General features: G+C 61.8%; 23 protein-coding genes. 8 read left to right on the forward strand and 15 right to left on the reverse strand.

The window, feature by feature from the left end; all coding sequences use genetic code 11:
- Positions 1-7 precede the first annotated feature (7 nt).
- The 4 genes from B3I26_RS13975 to B3I26_RS13990 are packed head-to-tail and all read right to left on the reverse strand — an operon-like array spanning position 8 to position 3,139.
- Complete coding sequence (locus tag B3I26_RS13975) at positions 8-655, reverse strand: amino acid ABC transporter permease (RefSeq protein WP_296258380.1); 648 nt, start codon at positions 653-655, stop codon at positions 8-10.
- Between the two features lies 1 nt (position 656).
- Positions 657-1,331: an amino acid ABC transporter permease gene (locus tag B3I26_RS13980; protein WP_296258381.1), complete on the reverse strand. Its 675-nt coding sequence runs from the start codon at positions 1,329-1,331 to the stop codon at positions 657-659.
- Between the two features lie 3 nt (positions 1,332-1,334).
- Positions 1,335-2,132 (reverse strand): amino acid ABC transporter ATP-binding protein, encoded by a 798-nt coding sequence (locus B3I26_RS13985; RefSeq protein ID WP_296258382.1) that lies wholly within the window; start codon positions 2,130-2,132, stop codon positions 1,335-1,337.
- A 38-nt stretch (positions 2,133-2,170) separates the two neighbouring features.
- On the reverse strand, positions 2,171-3,139 hold the full coding sequence (locus tag B3I26_RS13990; RefSeq protein WP_296258384.1) for a transporter substrate-binding domain-containing protein: 969 nt from the start codon (positions 3,137-3,139) through the stop codon (positions 2,171-2,173).
- Positions 3,140-3,387: 248 nt separating this feature from the next.
- Between B3I26_RS13990 and B3I26_RS13995 the strand changes: the two genes are divergently transcribed.
- The gene (locus B3I26_RS13995) at positions 3,388-4,035 is read left to right on the forward strand and encodes a helix-turn-helix domain-containing protein (RefSeq protein ID WP_296258386.1); all 648 of its coding nucleotides are present in this window, start codon (positions 3,388-3,390) and stop codon (positions 4,033-4,035) included.
- A gap of 198 nt (positions 4,036-4,233) precedes the next feature.
- On the opposite strand, the gene B3I26_RS14000 is transcribed toward B3I26_RS13995, so the two are convergent.
- The 5 genes from B3I26_RS14000 to B3I26_RS14020 all read right to left on the reverse strand — a co-directional run bounded on the left by B3I26_RS14000 (position 4,234) and on the right by B3I26_RS14020 (position 8,426).
- Positions 4,234-5,004 (reverse strand): SDR family NAD(P)-dependent oxidoreductase, encoded by a 771-nt coding sequence (locus B3I26_RS14000; RefSeq protein WP_296258387.1) that lies wholly within the window; start codon positions 5,002-5,004, stop codon positions 4,234-4,236.
- Between the two features lie 41 nt (positions 5,005-5,045).
- Positions 5,046-6,104: an L-rhamnose/proton symporter RhaT gene (rhaT, locus tag B3I26_RS14005; protein ID WP_296258389.1), complete on the reverse strand. Its 1,059-nt coding sequence runs from the start codon at positions 6,102-6,104 to the stop codon at positions 5,046-5,048.
- A 51-nt stretch (positions 6,105-6,155) separates the two neighbouring features.
- The gene (locus tag B3I26_RS14010) at positions 6,156-6,476 is read right to left on the reverse strand and encodes an L-rhamnose mutarotase (RefSeq protein ID WP_296258390.1); all 321 of its coding nucleotides are present in this window, start codon (positions 6,474-6,476) and stop codon (positions 6,156-6,158) included.
- On the reverse strand, positions 6,476-7,357 hold the full coding sequence (locus B3I26_RS14015) for an amidohydrolase family protein (protein WP_296258392.1): 882 nt from the start codon (positions 7,355-7,357) through the stop codon (positions 6,476-6,478). The genes B3I26_RS14010 and B3I26_RS14015 overlap by 1 nt, the downstream gene beginning before the upstream one ends.
- A gap of 124 nt (positions 7,358-7,481) precedes the next feature.
- Entirely contained in the window at positions 7,482-8,426 is a 945-nt protein-coding gene (locus tag B3I26_RS14020) for a LysR family transcriptional regulator (RefSeq protein ID WP_296258393.1), read from the reverse strand.
- Between the two features lie 273 nt (positions 8,427-8,699).
- Here B3I26_RS14020 and B3I26_RS14025 point away from each other — a divergent pair, with 273 nt between their 5' ends.
- Genes B3I26_RS14025 through aldA form a run of 4 tightly spaced genes read left to right on the forward strand, consistent with a single transcriptional unit; the run spans position 8,700 to position 13,509 of the window.
- Positions 8,700-9,998 (forward strand): MFS transporter, encoded by a 1,299-nt coding sequence (locus tag B3I26_RS14025; RefSeq protein WP_296258394.1) that lies wholly within the window; start codon positions 8,700-8,702, stop codon positions 9,996-9,998.
- Positions 9,999-10,014: 16 nt separating this feature from the next.
- A complete protein-coding gene (gene rhmD / locus B3I26_RS14030) occupies positions 10,015-11,199 on the forward strand; it encodes an L-rhamnonate dehydratase (protein ID WP_296258395.1) in 1,185 nt (394 codons plus the stop codon).
- Positions 11,200-11,259: 60 nt separating this feature from the next.
- On the forward strand, positions 11,260-12,057 hold the full coding sequence (locus B3I26_RS14035) for an HpcH/HpaI aldolase family protein (RefSeq protein WP_296258396.1): 798 nt from the start codon (positions 11,260-11,262) through the stop codon (positions 12,055-12,057).
- A gap of 18 nt (positions 12,058-12,075) precedes the next feature.
- A complete protein-coding gene (gene aldA, locus B3I26_RS14040) occupies positions 12,076-13,509 on the forward strand; it encodes an aldehyde dehydrogenase (protein ID WP_296258397.1) in 1,434 nt (477 codons plus the stop codon).
- Positions 13,510-13,582: 73 nt separating this feature from the next.
- Here aldA and B3I26_RS14045 read toward each other — a convergent pair whose 3' ends face one another.
- On the reverse strand, positions 13,583-14,539 hold the full coding sequence (locus B3I26_RS14045) for a threonine dehydratase (RefSeq protein ID WP_296258398.1): 957 nt from the start codon (positions 14,537-14,539) through the stop codon (positions 13,583-13,585).
- Between the two features lie 93 nt (positions 14,540-14,632).
- Between B3I26_RS14045 and B3I26_RS14050 the strand changes: the two genes are divergently transcribed.
- A complete protein-coding gene (locus B3I26_RS14050) occupies positions 14,633-15,439 on the forward strand; it encodes a helix-turn-helix transcriptional regulator (protein ID WP_409522084.1) in 807 nt (268 codons plus the stop codon).
- A gap of 28 nt (positions 15,440-15,467) precedes the next feature.
- Here B3I26_RS14050 and B3I26_RS14055 read toward each other — a convergent pair whose 3' ends face one another.
- The 5 genes from B3I26_RS14055 to B3I26_RS14075 all read right to left on the reverse strand — a co-directional run bounded on the left by B3I26_RS14055 (position 15,468) and on the right by B3I26_RS14075 (position 22,160).
- Positions 15,468-16,880 (reverse strand): amidohydrolase family protein, encoded by a 1,413-nt coding sequence (locus B3I26_RS14055; RefSeq protein ID WP_296258401.1) that lies wholly within the window; start codon positions 16,878-16,880, stop codon positions 15,468-15,470.
- 27 nt (positions 16,881-16,907) lie between these two features.
- Positions 16,908-18,095: an L-dopachrome tautomerase-related protein gene (locus tag B3I26_RS14060; protein ID WP_296258402.1), complete on the reverse strand. Its 1,188-nt coding sequence runs from the start codon at positions 18,093-18,095 to the stop codon at positions 16,908-16,910.
- 172 nt (positions 18,096-18,267) lie between these two features.
- Positions 18,268-19,650: an MFS transporter gene (locus B3I26_RS14065; protein ID WP_296258403.1), complete on the reverse strand. Its 1,383-nt coding sequence runs from the start codon at positions 19,648-19,650 to the stop codon at positions 18,268-18,270.
- 82 nt (positions 19,651-19,732) lie between these two features.
- Positions 19,733-20,935 carry a mandelate racemase/muconate lactonizing enzyme family protein gene (locus B3I26_RS14070; RefSeq protein WP_296258404.1) on the reverse strand — a complete coding sequence of 401 codons (1,203 nt, stop codon included), beginning with the start codon at positions 20,933-20,935 and terminating at the stop codon, positions 19,733-19,735.
- A 175-nt stretch (positions 20,936-21,110) separates the two neighbouring features.
- Complete coding sequence (locus tag B3I26_RS14075; protein ID WP_296258406.1) at positions 21,111-22,160, reverse strand: LacI family DNA-binding transcriptional regulator; 1,050 nt, start codon at positions 22,158-22,160, stop codon at positions 21,111-21,113.
- Positions 22,161-22,266: 106 nt separating this feature from the next.
- On the opposite strand from B3I26_RS14075, the gene B3I26_RS14080 reads away from it, so the two are divergent.
- Positions 22,267-23,289: a LacI family DNA-binding transcriptional regulator gene (locus tag B3I26_RS14080; RefSeq protein ID WP_296258408.1), complete on the forward strand. Its 1,023-nt coding sequence runs from the start codon at positions 22,267-22,269 to the stop codon at positions 23,287-23,289.
- 154 nt (positions 23,290-23,443) lie between these two features.
- Positions 23,444-24,163: a gluconate 2-dehydrogenase subunit 3 family protein gene (locus tag B3I26_RS14085; protein ID WP_296258410.1), complete on the forward strand. Its 720-nt coding sequence runs from the start codon at positions 23,444-23,446 to the stop codon at positions 24,161-24,163.
- Positions 24,164-24,221 lie beyond the last annotated feature (58 nt).

Genomic DNA, 24,221 nt, shown 5'->3' on the forward strand with positions numbered 1-24,221 from the left:
GGGCGGATCATCTTAAGGTTTTGCGCTCCAGCATCCGCACCGCGAGCGACAGTGGGAAACACAGCACGAAATACAGGGCCCCTACGATCAAATAGGTTTCCAGCGGCATGAAGTACACCGAGCTCAGGTCTTGAGCGCGCAGCATCAGATCGGGCGTGGCAATCAGTGAAGCAACCGAGGTGTCCTTGAGCAGTGAAATCGCGACGTTACCGATCGGTGCCAGGACCACGCGAATTGCTTGTGGCAGGACCACCCAGCGCAATGTCTTGTAGTGCGACATGCCGATGGTCTGCGCGGCCTCGAACTGGCCTTTGGGCACTGCTTCGATGCCCGCTCGATAGACCTCGCTGAGGTAGGCCGATGCATTGAGGCCCAGCCCGATCATCGCTGCCTGGAAGGAGCTGAATTCGATGCCTACGGTGGTCAGGCCGAAGTAGAGGATGAACAGTTGCACCAGCGCCGGGGTGCCGCGAAACAGCTCGACGTACGCCGTTGCCAGTCGGCTGAACTGGCGTTTTGGGCTCATGCGCAGCAGCGCCACCAGCATCCCGACGATCAAACCGATGATCAGCGCACCAAGTGCCAGTTGCAGCGTCGACCAGGCGGCACTGAGCAGTTCTTCGCGGCAGGCTTGCCAGAGCTCGTAATAGGTCATCTCAATGCCCTCTGCGCAGCCGGAATTTGGCACGATTGCCCACACGTGCCAGCACCAGGCTCAGCCCCAGATAGATGACCGCGACCATCAGGTAAATCAGGTTGGTCTGGTAGGTTTCGCTGACCAGCATGCGTGCTTTGAAGGCCAGTTCCGGAACCGCAGCAGCCGAGGCCAGCGACGTGTCCTTCAACAGGCTGATCGCAAAGTTGGACAGGCCAGGCAAGGCCAACTTGACGGACTGAGGCAGGATGATGATGCGCATTGCCATGCGTCGGGTCATGCCGATGGCCCAAGCCGCTTCACCCTGCCCTCGGTCCACGTTGTTGATGCTGGAGCGAAAGATTTCGCAGAGAATCGCCGCGCCATTGAGGCCGAAACCGATGATCGCCGCGACAGTGGCCGGCAGCGTCAAACCCAGACGCGTCAGGCCGAAGTACAGGATGAACAGCTGGGTCAGGATCGGCACGTTCCGAAACAGCTCCAGGTACACGCTGGCCAGGGACCGCAGCCACAGATGTCGTGACAGGCGCATCAATGCCAGGGCGAACCCTAATAGCATGGCCACCACGAACGAGGCGGCGGTCAGGCCAACGGTGCTCAACGCGCCCAGCCCAAGCACCTTGAGGAAGTACGGAAACAAGCTTGCGGCGTGTTCCCATTCGCTCATAAACGCCATGAATCAGCGCTCCTGCACAGCGCGCAGGAAAGCACGCGTGCGCTCGACCTGGCTTTCGCGGAACACCTGCACCGGCGTGCCCTGCTCGACAATACGCCCGTCCGCCATGAACACCACCTGATCGCTGACCTGCTCGGCAAACCGCATCTCATGGGTGACGATGATCATGGTCATGCCCTCTTCCGCCAGTTGATGCATCACCCCGAGTACTTCGCCTACCAATTCCGGGTCCAGCGCCGAGGTGGCTTCATCGAACAATATCAATTTGGGCTCCATCGCCAACGCCCGGGCAATCGCCACGCGCTGCTGCTGGCCACCGGAAAGCTGGTCCGGATACGCCCGCTCCTTGCCGTGCAAGCCAACCTTGGCCAGTAACGCGCGGGCCTGATCCGTCACTTCAGCAGCCTGGCGCCCCTGTACCTTCAGCGGGCCGAGCGTAATGTTCTGCAGCACGGTGAGGTGCGCGAAAAGGTTGAAACGCTGAAACACCATGCCAATGGCGCCACGCATTCGCGCCAACTCCACGTCACGCAATGGCACCCGCCGCAAGCCCACCTGGCGCTGCCCCATCAGCTGATTTTCGATATAGACGTCACCGCTGGTGGGTTGCTCCAGATAATTAATACAGCGCAGCAAGGTGGTCTTGCCTGAGCCACTTGGGCCGATCAGCGATACTTTCTGGCCGGGCAGAACGTTGAGATCGATACCCTTGAGCACCTCGATCCGGCCGAACGATTTGTGCAGCGCCTGAATGCGCACAAGCGGCTGCCCCGCGAAGGCGGGAGGGACTGTGTAAGACATAGCGAAGCCCTTTTGCGACTATCGAAGACAGCGACGGATCAGCTGTACGCCTGGCTGAAATCGCGTGACGGATGCGCGAATGGGCCGATTAGATTGCCCTGGGCATCGCGGTCGACGTCAAGACGCGGATCGACCGGGGTCGGTACCAGGTAGTCCGGGTTCCTGATGCCATACCTGGCGAGGATGGGGGCGATCTGGCCAGTGGACTTGAGCCAGCGTACGCCCTGATTGACCGCGTCGAACAAGTCCTTGTTTTGCGGGTAGATACCCCAGATCGCTTGAAACTTGCCGGTCAGGTTGGGGTAGCGCTCATCGAAGGCAATCGGGATCTGTTTGAGCTTCATGCCGGGATTCTGCAGGATCATGTAATCGATGGTTGGCGCGTCCAGCACTGCGAAATCCAGGCGCCCGGCAACCACGTCGCGGATACAGGCGTCGGAGTTGTCGTAGAGCTTGACCTCCTTTACGCCGGGGATCTTCTTCATGTCCGGGACCACCGAATAGCCGGTATTGCTGCCCAGCGTGCGGCCCTTGAGGTCATCGGCGCTGATGCTGGCAGCGAACGGCTCGGTGTCGCGCATGATGATGTAGGCCCCGGTGTAGAACACCGGATCGGTCAGCAGCAGGATTTTCGAACGCATCGGATTCCAGGCGAAATTGCCGCCGAACCAGTCCGCACGACCGGAGCGCACCGCCTCGATCACGGCCGGAAAGCCCATGGGCAAGATGTCCAGCTTGAGCTCGAGTCGATCAGCGATCAGCTTGAGCATTTCCAGATCGGTACCCACCGGCTGCCCGTCGCGTACGGCGCCCAGCGGCATGTCGCCCATGCACGCGGCTGTCAGGTAACCGGAACGAATAGTCTTGATCGGCGCTCCGGCCGCAAAAGTGCCTGGCACGCGGCCGAGCATGCCTGCAGCCACACAGGCGACAGCACCGTAGCCTGATGCCTTGAGCAGTGCACGACGGGAAAGGCCACGTTGCAAGAGAATCGAATCTGAGGTCATGTGTCACCTACCAGGGAGAAGTGATGGACTGGTTACGTTGTCCGATGACGAGCGCGAACGTCGAACAACAGCGGGCAGGCTGAACAATGAGGCGGTGAAGCTGATTGGTTTTGTGTTGGCGAGATGAAATCTATAACCGATTTTGCATAAATGCAAATATTTTTCTTTATTGAGATAATGTGCAAAAGAATGCAAAATCCCTGCCGGCCGCCCTCTTCCCCTCTAACTCCGCAATAGGACGTTTTTTCATGAGCGATCACCCACGCGCCAAAGCGGCGCCCCCCACGAACGCTCAACCGTTGGAAGCAGCACCGTCGGAGGTTACGCCGACATCCTCCGAACCGATTCATGAGCCGGGGCCGATGATCGCGATGCAGCGCAAACGCCTGAAATGGTCATTGACCCGCCTGGCCGAGAAATCCAAGGTTTCGATTTCGACCATTTCGAGAATCGAGAACGGATTGATTTCGCCCACTTACGCGGTGCTGGCACGCCTGTGTGAAGCGTTGGAAATCCGGTGGGCCGACATGCTTGGCACTGAAGAGCAGCGATTTGCAAAGGGTTGCAGGGTGGTTAACCGCGCGGGTGCAGGCGTGATGCACAGCACGGCGCGCGGCGTGTACGAATGGTTGGGCGCGGAGCTAGCCACCAAGAGCATGGAGCCGACCATCGTCGACGCAGTGCCGGACACCGGGTTGCGCGCGCTCGAAGGGCATCAGGGAGAAGAGTTTTTGCTAGTGCTGGAAGGCAGCATCGTGTTTTTCATGCAGGACTATGCGCCGCTGCAGATGAGTCAGGGCGACAGTGTCTATTTCGACGGCTCGATTCCCCACGCCTACTACGGCGCTACACAGCCTGCACGATTCCTCAGCATCGTGTCGCGCAACCGCGGTTGACGATACGCCGCATGCGCTAGGCGGCGTGATTCAGCGCAAACCCTGTGTGGATGCCGTAACCGCTCTGGATCAAGGGCGGCCGGCTGGAGCAGATCCTGTCAGAAGTGCTCTTCAAACGCTGGCCTGGCGGCAGCTGCGACATTAGGTGCCGAGATCGAGCCTGCGGTCAGCCCCATCCAATCCCCCATCCAACAGGTGCTACTGCAGATTGACGAACAGGCCACCATCAACCAGCAACGATGCACCGGTTACGTACCTGGCCATATCCGAGGCCAGGAACACGATCGGCCCGGCGACATCTTCCGGCTCACCCAAGCGGCCCAACGGCATGCGCGAGATCATGTAGGCCAGTTTCTCCTCGTCGGCCAGGTCTTGCTTGTTGATGTCGGTGGCGATCGTGCCCGGCAGCACCGAATTGCAGCGAATACCGTACGGCCCCAATGCAATGGCGCAGGACTGCATCAGCGAGTGCAGCCCGGCCTTGGTGGGGGTGTAGTGGGTCTGCATGCCGCCGCCCACTAGCGCACTGATCGAACTGACGGCGATGATCGCACCGCCCTTGCCTTGGTTCTTCATCTGGTTGGCCGCCGCCTGCACCGCGAAGTAGGCGCCATTCAGGTTGGTGTTGACGGTCTTCAGATAAACCTCGCGGGGCATGTCGAGGAATGAGTGAAACGGACAGATACCGGCATTGTTGACGAACACATCGACAGTGCCGAAGGCCTTGACAGCCGCAGCGACCAGACACTCGCCGGTATCCGGATCGGCGGCGTCGCTGCCCACTTCGATGGCTTGGCCGTCGAAGGCTGCGATTTCCTCGATCAGGCCGTGTGCCGCTTCGCGGCCTTGGGCGCTACCACTGTGGCCGATGACCACCCGCCCCCCTTGTCGTGCGCATTCCCTGGCCGCCGCGCGACCTATACCACGAGAGGCGCCGGTGATAATGACGGTTTTGCCTGCCAATAACATAAAAACTCCTTAATGAACGAAGCCAGGAATCGGCCGCGGATTCAGCTTAGATAGTTGCCATAACCGACCATGCCAATGGCGCCGAGAATCACTGCGATGCCCGCCACCAGCACGCCCTTGTTGGACGCACTGGTGCCCTGCCATTCGCGGAAATACAAACCCCAGCAATTGGACACAATGATGATGAAAGACATGTGCAGGACCCAGGAACTGGCGTCGTTGTGCAGTCGGGTCTCGCCCATGCCATAGAAGAAGAACTGCAGGAACCAAAGCGTTCCAGCGCTGGCCACCAGCAGGTAATTGCGCAGCAGCGGCATTTGCGTATTGGTGTAGTCGCCAAAGCTGCGATTGCGCAGGTTCAGCCACAGGCACCAGAGGGCATTGGTGGACAACCCGCCCCACATGATCACCATGAAGGTCACGTTGTTCTGAAACAGGCTGTTGGCACCATGGGCGACAGCGGCTTGGGCCAAGGGACGGCCCGCTGAAATGCCATAGCTGAAACAGGCGCTGAGCACGCCTGAAATCACTGCTACCAGCGCGCCCTTGCTCAGGGAAAACTCACTGACGCTGGCGAACTTGGTTTCTGCCGAGACCTCCCGCTCCTTGAGCACCCCGGCGCGCCCGCACAAGGCGATGCCCACCAGCGAAACCGCAACGCCCCAAAGGACCCAGTTGCCACTCGAACGGGTCATCATCTGGCTCAAGGTGCCCGCCGTGGCGTCGGTGAACAGGTCGCGATACAGAGCCGGCATCAAAGCGCCCAGCGCCGAGGTCAGCCCCATGACCAGCGACATGCCCAGAGACAGGCCCAGATAGCGCATGGTCAGGCCGAACGTCAGCCCCCCGATGCCCCACAAAACGCCGAACAGGTAAGTCCAGAACAATGTGCTCATGTCGGCTTGGCGCAGGATGTCGACGAATCCCGGCACGGTCAGTTGCGCAGCGATCAGCGGCACGATCAACCAGGAAACCAGGCCGCCTGTGATCCAGTAACTTTCCCAATGCCAGCCGCGCACTTTCTTGTACGGAATGTAGAAACTGCCGGAAGACGCGCCTCCAATGAAATGCAGCAATACGCCGAGCAGAATGACTTCCACGCTGTATGTCCTTTTATTGTTATGGGCGTCGCCGAAAACCAAGTGCCAGGCTCAGTCCCGATTGAGGCTGAACATCGGTTGAAGATCGATCGCGATGGGTGAGGCGTCAGGGTGGCTGGGCATGATCGACTGCATGTGCTGCCACCAACGTTGCATTACCGCCAGGCGCGGCAGCTGATCCAGCAGGTGCTCGTCTTCATGGGTCAGCACGGCAAACAGTGCAAGCGATTCGGGGTCGAGGAATATTCGGTAATCCAGCACCCCGGCGGCACGCAACGCGGCGACCAGGTCGGGCCATATCTGCTCGTGGCGGCTGCGGTAGGCCTCGGCCTGGCCGGGATTGAGCGACATTCGAAAGGCACGGACAGGCATCAGTTTGGCTCCGGGAAAGCGGGCAGCGAATAGGCGTTACCGACGTTGTGCAGGAAGAACTTCTCCTGCACCGATACCGGCTTGTCGGCCACGCTTTGCCTGACCAACTGCAAGGTACTGTCGAAGTCAGCGATTGAATCGCTGTTGGGCCAGTCACTGCCGAAAAAGCAGCGATGCTCGCCAAACGCTTCCCACAGATAAGCCAGCCGATGACGGTAGAACTCTGGGTCAGTCACCAGTTTGCCGGCAGTGTGCTGGGGTATTTCCGCAAGCTTTGCGTAGACATTCGGTCGCTCGGCCAAGGCGAATACGTCACGCTGAAATTCAGCCAGTTGCCCCTCGGGCACAGCCGCGTTGGGCAGGTGGTCAACGACGATTCGCAGAGTCGGCACGGCATCGGTCAGGCGCAGTAGCCCCTTGATCAGGCGCGGATCGGGATTGGCGCTGTCCAGCGTGCGACCGGATGCCGCCAGCCGCCGCATCGCATCGATGAAACCGGGCCGGCTCTGGTCGTCCAGCAAGTCGCGCTGCCAGAGGTTGCCATAGCGCAAGCCCAAAAACAGCGGCTCGGTTTCCAGCACGCCCAGATCCTGATGAAACGCTGCGTCGAGCGGAGAAAGGTTGCCGACGAACCCCAGCAAGCGTGGGCTTTGGCGCAGGGTTGCCAATAGCCAGTGGTTATCCCGCCGCCAGGGACTGGCTTCTACCACGATGGCGCCGATGATCGGGTGGGACTGAACGAGCTGCCAGTAGGTGTCCGGCAGTGCTGCGCCGTGCAGTGGATGCCCCTGCTCAGGCCAAGGAATACCCTCAGGCCGAGACGCGTCGAAGAGATGGATGTGGCTATCGATGATCGGGCCGGTGTAACGGTCAGCAGTCATGCTCGATTGCGTCCAGATTTGTTGTTATTAGCAACAGACTGTAGGGGCAGCTGCGATACGTGACTAATCGATTTTGGGTTAGCAACGATACCCTTACGGTATTGCCTGCGGCTGTGAAGACAGGTCAACAGGACTCCCGCGCACGCTTGCGCAGCAGGTCGATGAAATGCTGTAACTCGCGGCTCACCGGTTCATCCTTGCGCCGCAGCAGACCAAAAGGCGCCATCTGCGCATCCAGTGCCACGGGCAGCGCCTTGACCAGGCCCATCTTCAGGTAGTCGCGCATTGCCGATTCGGACAGCACCATCAGTGCGTCGGTCAATTGCACCAGTTGCTGCATCGAATACACCGAACTGCATTCGATGATGTCCGCTGGCATCGGCAGTTCCAGACGCTGTAACGCCTGTTCGATCGCAATCCGCGCAGGGCTGGTTTCCGGTTGCAGAATCCACGGCCAGTCCCTGACCAGTTCCTGCCATTGCAGCTTGCGTCGTCTGGCCAACGGGTGGCCACTGTGCACCACGGCGATCAGGCGTTCGTTACCCAGCGGCTCGAATTCATAATGCTCACGATCATTGGCCGGGTTGCGCCGGGTGACGGCGATGTCCACGCGCCCCTGCTCCAGCAGCTGAACCACCTGGTCACTGGTGTCGCCCATGATGCGAATCCGCAGTTGTGGGTTGAGACTCTTGATTTCGGCGACGGCCTTCATCACCAGGTCAGGCGCGGCGCCCATGATCGTGCCGATGGAAAGGTAGCCGTACCCGCCTTGCTTGCGTGCTGCAAGGTCTGCGGCCGCACGGTCCAGACCACTGAGGGCGGCTTCGGCAAAGCGCAACAGCTCGCGACCCAGCGCCGTGGGCCGCATGCCCCGTGGCAGCCGCTCGAACAGCTCGCAACCGAACATGTCTTCGATTTCCTGCAACATGCGGGTCGCTGCCGGCTGCGACATGTTCATGCTCAACGATGCACGGTGCATGTTCAGGCTTGAGCCCAGCACCACCAGCATCTGCAGATGCTTGTAACGCAGACGGCTGAACAGTTGCTGCGGGGATCGCTCGACACTCATGCTGCTCTCCTGATCGATAACCTGAAGGTATCAACTATAAGCTTAATTCGATTAGTCAGGCATCAAAGCCACGCAGTAGAGTCTGTCCCACAAGAAAACCCACCCATCGAGGTGCATGACATGACGTTCTCCCCTGCTTGCCTGTCGCCATCGCCTACGACGCCTCCCGGTTGTTCCTTTCGACGCCCAGTCCCCACTTCTTGTTGAGGCGCCTGTAACCCCTACGCTTTTTCAGCAAATACGCAGTCGAATAATTCCAAAAAGGAAACTGACGTGAACCCTCTCCCTGTGTCCTTGCTGCGCAAGGTTTCCTGGCGGCTGCTGCCGTTCCTGTTGCTGATGTACATCATGGCGTTCCTGGACCGGGCCAACGTCGGCTTTGCCAAGCAGGCGTTTCAGGCCGATACCGGCATTGGCGACGCTGCGTTCGCCTTCGGCGCTGGCGTGTTTTTCGCCGGTTACGCCTTGCTGGAAGTCCCCAGCAATCTGATCATGCACAAGGTCGGCGCGCGCTTGTGGATGTGCCGGATCATGGTGACCTGGGGCCTGATCTCTGCGGCCATGGTCTTCGCCCATACCGAAACCAGCTTCTATGTATTGCGCTTCCTTCTGGGGGTGGCTGAGGCCGGTTTCTTCCCCGGCGTGATCCTCTACCTGACCTACTGGTTTCCCGGCGCGGCCCGAGGTAAAGCCATGGGCTTCTTCTACTTCGGCGCGCCGCTGGCCTTTATCTGCGGCAGCCCGCTGTCGGGTTTGCTGCTGGAACTGGACGGCGTGCTGGGCACCCACGGCTGGCAATGGCTGTTTGCGGTCGAAGGGTTGATGGCCACGGCTGTCGGCATCTGGGCTTATTTCTATCTGGATAACCGACCTGCCGATGCCAAATGGCTGACCCCCGCGCAGCGTACGCAACTTCAAGCGGTGCTTGATGCCGAGGACAGCCACAAGCAGTCCCACGGCAGCCTGCTCAAGGTCCTGTCACAACCTGCCGTGTTGTACCTGTGCCTGATTTATCTGCTGATCCAGGCCAGCGTGTATGGGGTGGTGTTCTATCTGCCGACACAGGTCGCCGGGTTACTGGGGACCAAGGTCGGCCTGACGGTCGGTCTGGTAAGCGCCGTGCCGTGGTTGTGTGCATTGCTGGCCGCCTGGAAGATCCCGAGCCTGGCCGACCGCACCGGCCGGCACCGCGCAGTAGCAGCCCTGACGCTGCTGGTCTCGGGTCTGGGCATTGCCGCGTCGGTCACATTCACCAGTGCGCTGCTGGGCATTCTGGCGCTGTGCTTCGCGGCGTCGGGGTTCATCGCCGTGCAACCGGTGTTCTGGACCTTCCCCGCCAGCTTTCTCGCGGGCTCCGCCGCAGCCGCCGCCATCGCCCTGATCAACGCCTTTGGCGCCCTGGGCGGGTTTATCGCGCCGATCCTGAAAAACTGGGCCGAAGGGACTTTTCACTCCCCGGCGGCCGGCCTCTACCTGCTGGCCATCACGACCCTGATCTCGGCTGTCTTGGTGATGGGCATTCGCCCTCCCCGTGCGGCAACGCCTCACCCGCAACCCACCTTCCAGCTCTGAGCAAAAGGAATCAATCATGGCCACTCCTACCATCAAACACGTGCGTGCTTTCGTTCTTCGCGGTGGTGGCGCTGACTATCACGATCAAGGCGACGGCCACTGGATCGACGACCACATCGCCACGCCCATGAGCAAATATGCCGAGTACCGCCAGAGCCGTCGCAGCTTCGGCATCAACGTGCTGGGCACGCTGGTGGTCGAGATTGAAGACTGCGAAGGCAATGTCGGTTTTGCCGTCACCACCGGCGGCGAGCCGGCGGCGTACATCGTGGAGAAACACCTGGCGCGCTTCGTCGAAGGCGCCAGGGTTACCGATATCGAGCGCATCTGGGACCAGATGTACTTTGCGTCCCAGTACTACGGGCGCAAGGGCCTGGTGATCAATACCATTTCCGGTATTGACCTGGCGCTGTGGGATTTGCTCGGCAAAGTGCGTAAAGAGCCGGTGCACCAGCTGCTCGGCGGCGCGGTGCGCGATGAGCTGCAGTTTTATGCCACCGGCGCACGTCCCGACCTGGCGCAAAAGATGGGTTTCATCGGCGGCAAGCTGCCGCTGCACCACGGCCCCGCCGAAGGCGAAGAGGGCCTGCGCAAGAACCTCGAAGAACTGGCAGTGATGCGCGAGCGGGTGGCCAAGGATTTCTGGCTGATGCTCGACTGCTGGATGAGCCTGGACCTGAATTACGCCACCCGGCTGGCCCACGGCGCGCAGGCGTTCGGGCTCAAGTGGATTGAGGAGGCATTGTCGCCAGATGATTATTGGGGCTACGCCGCGCTCAAGAAAGCCGTTCCCACTGGCATGCAGGTCACCACCGGCGAGCATGAAGCCACGCGCTGGGGCTTTCGCATGCTGCTGGAAATGGGCTGCTGCGACATTATCCAGCCGGACGTCGGCTGGTGCGGCGGCATCACCGAACTGCTCAAGATCTCGGCGCTGGCCGACGCCCACAGCGCGATGGTCGTACCCCATGGTTCATCGGTCTACAGCTACCACTTCGTCGCCACGCGCACCAACAGCCCGTTCGCCGAATTTCTGATGATGGCGCCGAAGGCCGATGAGGTCGTGCCCATGTTCCACCCGCAGCTGTTGGGCGAACCAGTGCCCGAGAATGGTCGCATGCGCCTGTCCAGACTCGATCAACCGGGCTTTGGCGTGACCCTTAACCCGGAATGTCAGCTGCATCGCCCTTACCAGCATTGATCGCGCAGCGTTCGCCGCGTTGCGCACACTGGCTACTTTCGATTGCACAGGAACCCCACCATGAAAATGCCCCGCAACACGTTCAAGGCCGCGCTGGCTAAAAACCAACCGCTCTATGGCATCTGGGCAGGTTTGGCCAGCGGTTATGGCGCGGAGATGACGGCCAGCTTCGGTTATGACTGGATGCTCATCGACGGTGAGCACGCGCCCAACACGGTGCCGTCGATTCTCGCCCAGTTGCAGGCCGCCGCACCCTACCCCACGGCACCGATCGTGCGCGCCGTCGGTCACGACCCGGTGCTGATCAAGCAGTTGCTGGACATTGGCACCCAGAGCCTGATGGTTCCCATGGTCGAGACCGCAGACCAGGCGCGGGCGCTGGTGCAGGCCACGCGCTATCCGCCCCATGGCATCCGCGGTGTCGGCGGCGGCCTGACCCGCGCCACCCGCTGGGACGCTGTACCTGACTACCTCAATACGGCGCATGAAGAGCTGTGCCTGATCGTGCAGGTCGAGTCACGCACCGGCGTCGACAACGTGGCGCAAATTGCCGCCGTCGAGGGCGTGGATGCGGTGTTCATCGGTCCGGCGGATTTGTCCACCGGACTGGGGCACATCGGCAATCCGTCCCATCCCCAGGTACAGGAAAAAATCCGCCACGCCATCGATGCCACCCTCGCCGCTGGCAAGGTCAGCGGCATTCTGGCCCCTGCCGAAGAAGACGCACGTCGCTATCAGCGCTGGGGCTGCCAGTTCATCGCCGTGGCGATCGACATCAGCCTGATGCGCCAGGCCGCGCTGAGCAATCTGGCGCGCTATCGCGACACCGAACAACGCCCGGCATCGAAGACTTACTGATTGCAAAGGAGCCAGACCATGACCTCAGCACCGGTTTACCAGAATTACATCAACGGCGAGTTCGTTCAGAGCGCCGAGCATTTCGAGGTGCTCAACCCGGCCACCGGCGCCCTGCTAGCCCGGGTTCCGGCTTCGAACGCCGACGAGGTTGATCGTGCCCTGGCCGCCGCACGCTCGGCGCAAGCGGCATGGGGCCGCCGCCCGGCCAATGACCGCGCAGGCTACCTGCGCAAGATCGCCAGCAAGCTGCGGGAAAACGTCGCCCACCTTGCCCGCACCATCACTCTGGAGCAGGGCAAGATCTATGGGCTGGCCGAGGTCGAGGTGAACTTTACCGCCGACTATCTGGACTACATGGCCGAGTGGGCCCGGCGCATCGAAGGCGAGATCATCACCAGCGACCGTCCCGGCGAAAATATCTTCATGTTCCGCAAACCGTTGGGCGTGGTCGCGGGGATTCTGCCGTGGAATTTCCCGTTCTTCCTGATCGCCCGGAAAATGGCTCCGGCGCTGGTAACCGGCAACACCATCGTGATCAAGCCTAGCGAGGAAACCCCCAACAACTGCTTCGAGTTCGCGCGGCTAGTCGCGCAAGTGGATCTTCCACCCGGCGTATTCAACGTGGTCAGCGGCGATGGCCGAGTGGGAGCCGCACTGACGACGCATCAGCAAGTGGACATGATCAGTTTCACCGGCAGCGTGGAAACCGGCGCGCGAATCATGAGTGCTGCGGCGCCTAACATCACCAAGCTGAACCTTGAGTTGGGCGGCAAAGCGCCTGCCATCGTGCTGGCCGACGCGGACCTGGATCTGGCAGTCAACGCCATCCGCGACTCGCGGATCATCAACACCGGCCAGGTGTGCAACTGCGCGGAACGGGTGTACGTCGAACGCCGGATGGCCGATCAATTCATCGACCGGATCAGCGCCGCGATGGCAGCGACGCGCTATGGCGATCCGTTGGCCGATGCGTCGGTGGAGATGGGCCCGCTGATCAACCGCCAAGGGCTGGAAAGCGTCGCGGCCAAGGTGAAAAAAGCCCAGGAGCAAGGCGCGTCGCTGATCACCGGCGGCCAGATCGCCGATCTCGGCCAAGGCTTTCACTTTCAGCCGACAGTGCTGACCGGATGCACCGCCGAGATGGACATCATGCGCAAGGAGGTGTTTGGTCCGGTGTTGCCGATCCAGATCGTCGATGACCTGGACGAAGCCATCGCCCTGGCCAATGACTGCGAGTACGGGCTGACGTCCTCCCTGTACACCCGCGACTTGAGCAAGGCCATGCATGCCATTCGCCAGATCGATTTCGGCGAGACCTACATCAATCGGGAAAACTTCGAAGCCATGCAAGGCTTTCATGCAGGCGTTCGCAAATCCGGTGTTGGCGGTGCAGACGGCAAGCACGGCCTGTATGAATACACTCACACCCATGTGGTCTACCTGCAGGCTTGATCTTGCATTCAGGGGCCGTACCGCCCGGGCGGCACCTGAACGCAAGCGTGAGCGTACCTGCGCCTACCCGGCCCTAGCCGAGAATCTTTACATACACGTCCTTATCGACGTTGCCACCGGACAGGATCACGCCAACCTGCTTGCCCCGCATCGCCTCACGTTCCTGCATCAACGCGGCGAGGGCCGACGCTCCTGCCCCCTCTGCCAGATTGTGAGTGTCGGTGTAATAGACCCGCATCGCCTCAGCAATCTCGGAGTCTGTCACCGATACGATGCGCGCCGCACCCGCGGCATAGATGCGCAAAGCCTCAGGCACCGGTTTGCGCACCGCCAGGCCATCGGCAAACGTGTCGGCCGAGTCCGTTTCGCGCAGCTCGCCAGTTTCGACCGACTGTTTGGCCGCATCCGCTTCAGAGGAGACCACACCGACCACATCGGTGCTCAGGCCGAGCGCGTCCCGCGCGGCAATCACCGCGCAGATGCCCGAGCCGCAACCGATGGGCACATACACCGTATCCAGCGCAGGCGCTGCGTTGAACAGCTCAAGCGCATAGGTGGCCACACCCTTGACCAGCTCCGGGTGGAAGGCAGGCACCAGAAACAGACCCTGTACTTTCGCCAGGCGCATCGCCTGCTCACGGGCTTCGTCGAAGTCTTCGCCAAACTCGATGACCTCGCCGCCAAAACCGCGCATGGCGATGTTCTTCTCCCTGGAATTGCCCACCGGCACCACGATCACGGCGCGCATCCCCACTGCCCGCGCGGTCATGGCCACACTTTGCCCGTGGTTGCCGCGGGTCGCCGCGATGACGCCTTGCGTGCCCGGATAGGCGCACTTGAGCCAGCGCATGAAGGTGATGCCGCCACGAACCTTGAAGGCGCCGGTGGGCGTATGGTTTTCGTGCTTGACCCAAACCGTGCAGTCCAGACGCCGGGCAAGCAGCGGCCATGCATACTGTGGCGTGGCTGGCATCACTTGATACACATGGCGTGCGGCCTCTTCGATCTGTTCGCGGGTCAGGTTGTACATAGTGTCCTCCGGTTTTTTGCCCAGTCTAGGCGGCGGTGAGGCGAGGCGGCTTTCAAAAAACCGACCTGACCTTTCTTCCGAACCCTGAGTACTATGGCCAGCATGAACCCAAGCGATCATTCCGAATTTCCTGCCAGCAGCGACCCGGTCCGACGAGCCGAGGCCGGCCCGTGGCTGATCGAGTTGCTGCCGGCCGGTGCTTATGAAGCGCGCTACGTGGCGCAGCGATCGGCCGTGGGTTTCGCCTTCGACAGCCAGCGCGGTGTGCACGCGATCGGCAGCGACCGGATTCGCCCGTTCGACGCCGTTCCCAACGGGTTGGCCTTCGTGCCTGCGGGCTGCGACGTGTTCTCCCAGTCCCGCAACGGTGGCGAGTACCTGCGCGTGCTGCGCGAGGATGGCATCGCGCTGGCAGGCCCCCATGCGTTCAACAACATGATTGATTTACCAGCCATCCACCTGGCCCGGCGCATGCGTAATGCACTGCTCAAGGCCTCGCCGGACGATGACTGGGAGGGTTGGGCTCTGGCGTTAGTGGAGCGCATGGCGAACGATCAGACCTCGTCGATCCCTGGGCGAAGTTCGCTGACCGCGCGCAGGTTGCGGCTGCTTGATGAATACATGGATGCGCAACTGGCAGGGCCTATCAGCGTGCAGGACATGGCGAGCCTGCTGAGGTTATCCGAAGGGTATTTGATGCGCGCGTTTGCCCAGGCCACCGGTAAAAGCCCGCACAGTTATCTGATCGACCGCCGCATCGCCCGCGCCCGGACCCTGCTGCGCAACCCTCGGCAGGGGCTGGCGGACATCGCCCAGGCCTGCGGCTTCGCTTCGCAGGCGCACATGGCGACCACCTTCAAACAGCGACTGGGCGTAAGCCCTAAAGCCTTGCGGGCCTGAGCTGCACGCTCTTGGCGTGGCAGACCATTCAGCGCAAACCGAGCGCAGCCAACTGGCCGGCAACCTCGTGCGCAATAGCCGCATGGTCAGTGGCCAACAACCTGCCGCCGCGCTTGAGCACGCGCCCCTCCACGATCACCGTATCCACATCCGCAGGCGTCGCCGACTGCACCACGCTGGCATAAGGGTCGATGACCGGCGTCATCCCCACTCCACGAGCGTCGATCAGGGTCAGGTCGGCACGTTTGCCGGGGCTGATCGAGCCAATCTGCGAACCCAGACCCATGGCATTCGCGCCGCCCTGGGTGGCCCAGAACAACACATCCCGGGCCGTCACGGCCTGCTCGTTACCACTTATGCCGACGGCCAGGTTGAGCAGCGTTTGCATCACCATGAACGGGTTGGCGTTGCCACTCAGCACCAGCGTGTCAATACCCAGGGTGATGGGGATTTTCGCTCGGTGCAGCGCGTCCACCTGCGCCAGGCCATAGCCCACGCGCATTTCAGTCAGCGGCGTGAGACACACCGAGGCACCTGACTGAGCGATGGTGGCGATGTCCTGTGCGTCGACATGAGTGGCATGCACCAGTTGCACGGAGGGCCCCAGTACCCCGTTGTCCGCCAACTGCTGCAGGGCTTTTTCCTTCTGGGCTTTTGCCGTCACCGCAATGTGTGTGGAAATCGGCAGGCCATTGGCTTTGGCAAACGCGAATTCCGGCGCCCATACCTCAGGCTGGGTGCGCTCCGGCCCGCGAATCGCCATCCCCAGATCCACAAGGGAGGCAGGCATCGATTGAAGCTGAGCGTGCACTCGCTGGATATCGGCAACATCCATCGCCGCTGTGGCGTCCAGATCCTGGGCATAGCCATACCAGAACCGGCCTCGCAGGCCGCTCTGGCTCATCGCGCTCAATTCAGCCTGGGCGAATGCCGGAGTGCGCAAATTATGCGCCCAGTTGTTCACCGTGGTGATGCCGCCATTAATGGCTTCCAGCAGGCCGAGCCGAACACCCAGCGCCGACATCTCTGGGGTGAAGCGTTTGCTGACCGCCAGTTGCGATTTAAAGAAAGCCTCAGCACCTGGCGCCGGCGCGCTGTTGCGCAACAGGCTATTCCACAGATGCCAATGGCTGTCCACCAGCCCGGGGATGAGGATCATCCCCGTGGCGTCGATCACCTCTGCGCCCTCGCTCGGCAAGCCTTTGCCGAGGGCCACGATACGACCGTTGCGCAGCCGTACATCGGTGTCGTTCATCACCGCGGCGCCAAGTTCCATGCTGAGCACAGTGGCATGGCGAATGAGCAGATGCGCAGGGCCGCTCGCCAGCGGTTGATCCGTGGCCAGCTCGGCGGCCCCGACAGCGGGCAGTGCCAAACCGGCGCCGACCGTGGCGCCGAGCTTGAGCAGTGTTCTTCGGTTCAGGCGTGCGTCGTCCGGCATTCGAACCTCGCTCGGGATCGTCAGGTTTCAGGAAGACGTGGACGCCAGAGACTGGCCGACCACGACGGGAACCGTCTCGCGGCCACCGAAGCTCGCCGGCAACTGGATTTTGTAGACCTTGAACGGCAGCTGCAGACCGTTCACACCGTTCGGTCCGCGGTTGGAGGCCATGCGCGCACTCTGCGGCACCGGAATGTAAAGCTCGCGCTGTTTGGAAATGATCATCGCATCGGGATTCCACAGCCGCTGATCTTCCACCGCCACGCGCAGGCTGCCGTCAGGTGAGAGCACGGTCACGCGGGGTTTGTCATACTCGCCCAGGTATAAATTGCCTGCGCTGTCGATGGCAGTGCCGGTCAGCGCGCCAGTGTCGTAGACGAACTCGACCTTCTCTCCCAGCGCCTTTTCGGTCACCTGGGTATCGCGCAGAGCCGCCGTCGGTACTTTCCAGAGCGGACCGGTGAGCGCCTGGTAATACAGCCAAGCACCGTCCGGGCTTATTTCCAGCGGGTCGGAATGCACTTGATGGTCGCTGCCATCGGGCATCATCAGCGGCTGCGCGTGTTCGCCCAACGGCCGGCGTTCGGGGTTCATTTTGGTCGAGGGATGATCGGCCAGGCGACGCAGGGCCACGCCGGTTTTGAGGTTGACGATGATGATCGCCCCCAGGCCCGAATCGGTGAGGTAAGCGTGTTCGCTGTCCAGGCGCAGGTCGTTGAGATTGGCCCCGGCGGGCAGCACGCTCGGCGGCAGGCTGATGGAGCGCAGCAGCGTGCCGTCGCGGGTATCGAACTGAAGGACTTTCTGATGCGGATTGATGCCGTGCGGGCCGGCATCCTCGCCCTGGTCGATGGCCCACAAGGTGTCGTCATCGAAGATATGAATGGTGTTGATCTTGACCAGCGATCTGGCGCCGGATTTGCCCGGTTGCCACTGGTTCCACTCGCCGCCGGGGAATGGCTTGAGGGAACCGTCGGGCAGCACTTCGGCAATCGAGGGGGTCTTCTCGAATCCGGGCCAGCGTGGCAGACCGACGAACAGCCGGCCTGCGGCGGTCAGCCCAACCGCATTGCACAGCCAGTCAAGGCTTGCGACCTTGATCAGGGGCGGTCCGGCCTGAACCAGCGCAGCGGCACGGGCAAGCTGGCTGGAAGCCAGAACGGCGGCGCCAGAGGCCAAAGCGGTGGCCTTGCAGAAGTTACGTCTATCGAGCATCGAATTCCCTCTCTTTGTTTTCACGGCGGTGCAACAGCCAGTGCACCTCTCATAGGCGGGTTATGCCACCCGGAAAAATGACCGGACGAGGCAGAAAAAAATTTCAAAAAAACGCAGGAAGAACCGCGCCGGATTGACGCGAAACCCTCAAGCACGTCTGCGACTTGGGCGCTCAATGGCCCGCGCAGGCCTGCTGACCTACGTTAGGGGTAGGCATATTGGCAGGCGTGTCATCCGGGCGTTTAAGCTCGCCAACGATGAACATGTAACTGATGAACGCCCCGGCGGCGTTGAGCGCTACGTAAATCAGCGCGCCATTGAACGAGCCCATGGACTGCACCATGTAGCCGATCACCAGCGGCGTGACGATGCCGGCGACGCTGCCGAAGGTATTGAAAATCGCGCCATTCATGCCGGCACTGCGCTTGGGCGAGACGTCGGAGATGATCGCCCAGCCGAGCGCGCCCATGCCCTTGCCGAAGAACGCCAGGGCCATGAACAGCACCACCAGCAGGTCGGTCTGCACGTAATTGCACAGGATCATGCTCATCGACAGCGCCATGCCGATGTAGATCGGCACCTTGCGCGCACGGGTCAGCGACACGCCTTTGCGCAGCATCCAGTCAGAGACCATCCCGCCACCGATGCCGCCAATGAAGCCGAAGATCGCCGGTACCGCCGCCAGCAGCCCGGCATTGAGTATGGACAGGCCTCGCTGCTGCACCAGATACACCGGGAACCAGGTCAGGAAGAAGAACGTCAGGGTGCTGATACAGAATTGCGCCAGGTAGATCCCGAGCAACATCCGCTGGCCCAGCAAGTCGCGCGCGCTGACCCAGGTTTGACTCCAGCTCTGGCGCTCGCCAGCGCACGCCGGACGCTCCTGCAGATTAGCGCCACCTAAACGAAGGGTTTGTAGCTCAATGGCGCTCAGGCTGGCATGGTCCACGGGGGCCTTGATGCGGATGAAAAACACCACGCCGATCACAATCCCGGCGGCGCCCATCACGTAAAAGATCCACGGCCAGCCCCAACGTGTGGAAATCCAGGCCAGCAATGGGGTGAACACCACCGCCGCGAAATACTGCGAGGCATTGAAGATCGCCGTTGCCGTACCGCGCTCGGCGGTGGGAAACCACATCGAGACGATCTTGCTATTGGAGGGGAAACACGGCGCTTCGGCAGCGCCCACCAAAAACCGCAGGGCGAAGACTGCAAAGAAGGCCAGGGCCACCGGCATCAGCGCCACGGTGCCGATCATTGCGGTAAAGGCCGACCAGGCGATGATCGCCAGGCCCAGCACCTTGACGCTGCCGAAGCGGTCAATGGCCAGGCCGCCCGGCAGTTGCAGCAGCATGTAGGCCCAGGCGAACGCGGAAAACAGCCAGCCCATTTCGGCGTGGCTTAACCCCAGCTCCTGAGACACGCTGGCGCCAGCGACGGACAGCGTGGCGCGATCACCCTGGTTGATGATCATCATGATGAACAGCAACGCGATGACTTCGTAGCGGCGGTGCTCGGCGATGAAACGCCGCAGAGAATCTATTTTTTTCATTGTGTTCTCGATAGCGGACAACAAAAGTCATGAAACGATCAGGCAGCTCCCCAGCGGCGGCCCCCCCACCAGAGACGCAGGGTCACGGGCGCGTCTCGCGGATGATGGCGTCCCGACGCTGGCGCACTTCGGGGCGTAACGCGGTGCCCAGCCCCGGCTGGGTCGGCGCCAGTGCGTAACCCTCGACGATTTGCGGCAAATGGGTGACCAGATCGCCGTACCAGGTCGACAACGAGGCCCGCACCACCTCCTGCAACACGGCGGTCGGGGCATGCACGCCGATCTGCAGGCCGGCGAACAGCGCGACCGGGCCGGTGCAGTCGTGAGGTGCAAGCGGTTTGTTGTAGACCTGGGCCAATGCGGCGATCTTGCGCGCCTCGGTGAAGCCACCGCACCACACCAGATCAAGCATCAGGTAGTCCATGGCGCCGGCTGCCAGCAGGTCGCGGTAGGCCACGCTGCCGCCGAGGGTTTCACTGGCACAGATCGGCACGCGGGTGCGGGTGCGCAGATCGGCCAGCGCCTGGGCGTCGTCCATCTTGCACAGCGGATCTTCGACCCAGTAAGGCTCGAACGCTTCGAGGGCCTGGCAAATGCGCAACGCCGCGGTGCTGTCCCACAGGCTGTGCAATTCGCACATGATTTCGATCCGGTTGCCCACCGCCTGGCGAATCTGGCGGAAGGCTTCGACGCCCTGTTTCACCTCGGCCAGGCTGATGGTGTTGGCCCCTGCCTGCCGGGCGAAACGGTCGAACGGCCAGATTTTCATGGCCGTGTAGCCCTCTTCCACCAGGCTGACGGCCAGGGCGCCGGCATCGCGGCTGAAGGCCAACTGGTCGTCATAGGGGCCTTGGGCGCGGTCGGCGCTGGTGATTTCCCGACGCGCGCCCTGCTGGGTGTTGAATTCGTAGCCGGCACAGGTGTTGTAGACCCGGATCCGCTCGCGGCACGCACCGCCAAGGGCTTCGTGAATCGGAATGCCGTGACGCTGCCCTTTGAGGTCCCACAGCGCAATATCCACGGCGCTGGCGGCGCGAATTTCGGCACTGGCGCTGTGGTAGCCGACGTAGGGCGTGGTGAGCTCGAGGGAAATCGCTTCGATTTGCCGCGAATCACGACCGATGAGCCCGGGAGCGATCAGTTCGTGCACGGCAGCCTCCACCGTGGCCGCACCGCGAAAGGTTTCGCCGAGGCCGATCAATCCTTCATCGGTTTCGATTTCCAGCCAGATCAACTTCGGGCGTTCTGGCAGGCGCAGGGTTCTTACGCATGTGATTTTGGACATTGTTATTTTCCGCAGCGGATGATGCGCAAATGAGAGCGCTACCATTTATGGTGAAAAATATAGCTCAGCTTTTTTTCAAGGACAAGGGACACTTATCAGACAACTGCAAATCGTCATCATGGTAGCGCTCTCAAGGCGAATGACCGTGACGTCCTGCGGCATCGGATGGCAGGTTTCAGACCAGCGTCGAAGTGCTGTCGCGTTCGATCACGGTGAAGCCGATGTCCTCGACCCCCTCGCTGTCGTCATGGCCGGTGATCCGGTCCAATAGCATCGATGCGGCACGGTCGCCCATGAGCTGCCCATCGATGCGGACGGTCGACAGCGCCGGGAAGGTGTGTGCGGCGAAATTCATGTCGCCAAAACCGATCACCGCCAGTTCCTGTGGCACGCGAATGCCACGGGCAGCGGCTTCGGTGAGCACACCATGGGCGATGGTGTCGGAGGTGCAGACGACCATCAGCGGACTGTCGCCCAACATCTGGCCATGGTCGATCAACCCCGTCAGGCCTGCACGACCGTGGGCGAGCGTGGGCAAGCCTTCAAATACCTGGCGCGGAACATCGCTGATGCCCTGCTCCGCCAAGGTGCCGATGAAGCTTTCGGCCCGACGCAAACCTCGGGGGTCGTTGACCGCCAGCACGGCGAATCGGCGATAGCCTTTGCCCAGCAGGTGCCGCGCCACGTCACGGCCGACTTTCTCGTGAGAGAAACCGACCAGCATGTCAATCGGCTCACGGCTCAGGTCCCAGGTCTCCACCACCGGCACGTTCGAGGCGCGCAGACGATGACGGCTGGCCGGGGTGTGCAAGGTGCCGGTGAGGATGATGCCGTCGGGGCGGCGGCTGAGAATGACTTCAAGCAGCTGCTGTTCGTGCTCGGTCTGATAACCGGACACCCCGAGCAGCACCTGGTACCCGGCTTTGGTCAGACGCTCGTTGATGGCCTGGAAGGTGTCGGAGAAGATCGGATTGGTCACCATCGGCAGCACCACTGCCACCAGACGACTGCGGCTGGAGGCCAGCGCGCCGGCCAGACGGTTGGGCACGTACCCGGTCTGGTCGATGGCCCGTTGCACCTTGAGCCGGGTTTCGCTGCGCACGGTTTCGGGCTGGTTCAGGCAGCGCGAGACGGTCATCGGCGCCACGCCCGCCAGCCTCGCAACATCGCCTAACGTCACGCCACGACTGCCTCGGCCGTTGCTGTCTGGTTTCTTGCCCGTCATTATCTGTGTGTGTTCCCGACTGTTCGCCCAAGATTCCCCGCGAATGCTACCAGTCGGCCCCTCCCTGATGCGAGCGCGCCGGACGCCTTCCGGTCCGGTACGGAAGATGAAGTTGGACAGCGACAAAAAGAAAGGGCTGCTCGAAGTCGCCGCGCTGGCGGGCGTCAGCCTGAGCACCGTGGACCGGGTGCTCAACGAACGCGGCAGCGTGTCGGATCTCAAGCGACGAAAAGTGCTGAACGCCGCCAAGGCGTTGGGGTTGCGTCGGCTGCTGCCCTCCCCGGTCCACGGTTTGTTGCGTTTTGACCTGCTGATCGTCGAGAGCCACACCGATCACTATCGACGCCTGACCCTCGCCTTTGACCATCAGGCGCGGCTGCTGCGCTCGCGCCTGGTCCTGCAGCACCAGACCTGGAACGACCAGAATCCAGAGCAACTGCTGGAGTTCATCAACCAGCCGCGTACGTCGCGACAAGGGCTGATCGTGGTAGCCCATGACAGCCCTGCCATTCGCGCCGCGCTCAAGGCGCAGATCGCCCGAGGCGTGCCGGTGGTGTTACTGACCAGCGCGCTGTCGGGGCTCGACGGTGCCACCTACATCGGCATCGACAACCGCGTGGCTGGCCGCAGCGCGGGCCGCTTGCTCAGTCAATGGCAGGGGCAGGCGTCGGGGCGCGTGCTGCTGCTCACCAACTCGTTGCTTTATCACGCTCACCAGCAGCGCGTCGAAGGCTTCCTGCAAGTCTTGAGCGAGCGTGCGCCGAGGATGACGGTCCAGGGCCCGGTGCAATGCCACGACGACGATGTCCTGACCGCGCGCGCCGTACGCGATGCCTGCGCGACGGGGGCACCCCTGACGGCAATCTATAACACCGGCGCAGGTTCCGCCGGGATTCGCCAGGCGCTGCCCGCGCATGGGGTCAGCCCGGTCTGGATCACCCACGAAGCCAGCCAGCAACACGCTGAGTTGCTGCGCGAAGGGTCGCTGTCGCTGGTGATCGATCAGGACCCGGAGGGCCAGGCGGAAGCTGCCATTCAACACCTGCTGTACGTTAATGGCGATATCGATACGCCGGTCCTTATCACCCCGCAATTGCGCATTGTCATCGACGAAACACTGTCCGGCTAAACCGTTCTATCTGTAGGGTTTTTTGAGGGAAACACGTCAAATTGTTAGTGGCGCGGTGATATGCCGCACCCTAGACTCGCCGCCGCCATCGATTGGCCCGCGGGCTTTGGCCCGATTACCCATCGACTTCCCCTCATCCGAACAGGACAGATTCATGCAGCGCAGAGAATTTCTTTCATCGGCGTTGGCGCTGGCAGCCGCGTCCACCTTGCCGGCTGCGCGCGCCGAGGTTATCAGCGGTGGACAGCCCTGGGAGCCGGGTCAGGCCAACCTGCCTGCACTGCCCGCTCCCCGCCAGGGCGGCCTGGCCTACTTCACCCAGGCCGAATTCGACACCGCCGGCGCCCTCGCCGACCGCCTGATACCCGCCGATGAACTGAGCATAGGCGGCAAGGAAGCCGGTTGCGCAACCTTCATCGACCGACAGCTGGCAGGCGACTATGGGCGCGGCGCGACGCTGTACCGCCTCGGTCGCTTCGTCAAGGGCACCCCTGAGCAAGGCACGCAATCGCCCCTGACCCCGGCCGAACGCTGGCGCAAGGGCCTGGCTGCCCTGGATGCCTACTGCCAGAAGGCATTTTCGAAACCCTTCGTGCAACTGGACGGTGCTCAACAGGACGAACTGCTGCGCGGCATGGAAAGCGACAAGCTGGATCTGGGCGCCGAAGTCGAATCCAAAGAGCTGTTCGAACAGATTCTGGCCAACGTCCGTGAGGGTTTCTTTGCCGATCCCATCTACGGCGGCAATAAGGACATGGCCAGCTGGAAAATGATCGGCTTCCCCGGTGCCCGCTATGACTTTCGCGATGTGATCGCCAAGAAGGGCCAGAAACTCACGATCATTCCCACCAGCCTGATCGACAACACGCTCTGATTGCCCTGCGCAACCACTGATACGAGCAGTGCGGTACGCCGACACCTGCCTTGATTCT

Source organism: Pseudomonas sp. UBA5706, from assembly GCF_002419965.1.
Classification (GTDB): Bacteria; Pseudomonadota; Gammaproteobacteria; order Pseudomonadales; family Pseudomonadaceae; genus Aquipseudomonas.